Origin of the sequence: Amycolatopsis keratiniphila subsp. keratiniphila (assembly GCF_001620365.2) — a bacterium.
Taxonomy (GTDB): domain Bacteria; phylum Actinomycetota; class Actinomycetes; order Mycobacteriales; family Pseudonocardiaceae; genus Amycolatopsis; species Amycolatopsis keratiniphila.
In genome coordinates this window covers 1604-2491 of the sequence record NZ_LQMT02000028.1, presented here as the reverse complement: position 1 = coordinate 2491, position 888 = coordinate 1604, and the positions used below count along the sequence as shown (strand labels likewise).

The following is an 888-nucleotide window of genomic DNA, read 5'->3' as shown; positions in this document are numbered from 1 at the left end:
TCTGCTGGTGGCGCTGCTCGCCGTCTGGAAGACGGGGGCGGCCTACGTCCCGGTCGACGCCGCCTATCCCGCACCGCGGGTGGCCTTCATGGCGTCGGATTCGGGCGTGTCGCTGATGGTGTGCTCGGCCGCGACGCGCGGCAGCGTGCCGGAGGGGATCGAGCCGATCGAGGCGGACGCCGCCGCGGACGATGACACGGCCGAAGCCCCGGCGGTCCAGGTGGGGCCGGGGGACACGGCGTACGTGATGTACACGTCCGGTTCGACGGGCACGCCGAAGGGCGTGACCATTCCGCACGGCGGCGTCGCGGAACTGGTCGGCGATCCCGGGTGGACGGTGGGGCCCGGGGACGCGATCCTCATGCACGCGCCGCATTCCTTCGACGCGTCCCTGTACGAGATCTGGGTACCGCTGGTGTCCGGGGCCAGGGTGGTGATCGCCGAGCCGGGAGTGGTGGACGCCCGGCGCCTGCGGGAGGCGGTCGCGGCCGGGGTCACGCGGGCACATCTGACCGCGGGCGGTTTCCGTGCGGTGGCGGAGGAGGCGCCGGAGTCGTTCGCGGGTCTCGCCGAGGTGCTGACCGGCGGTGACCTGGTGCCCGTGCACGCGGTGGAGCGGGTGCGGGCGGTGAGCCCGCGAACGCGGGTGCGGCATCTGTACGGACCGACGGAGACGACGCTCTGCGCGACCTGGCATCTGCTCGCGCCGGGTGATCCGCTGGGCCCGGTCCTGCCGATCGGACGTCCGCTCACCGGCCGCCGGGTCCACGTGCTCGACGAGGCCTTGCGTCCCGTGGCACCGGGAGTGATCGGCGACCTGTACCTCGCCGGTTCCGGATCGGCCGACGGTTACCTGGACCGGGCCGGGCTGACGGCGGAGCGGTTCGT

At 73.6% G+C, this 888-nt stretch carries 1 protein-coding gene; it reads left to right on the top strand.

Features of this window, described 5'->3' with window-relative positions:
• Positions 1-888 (top strand): AMP-binding protein (locus AVR91_RS43930; protein ID WP_228709371.1); only part of this gene is annotated, 888 nt, incomplete at both ends.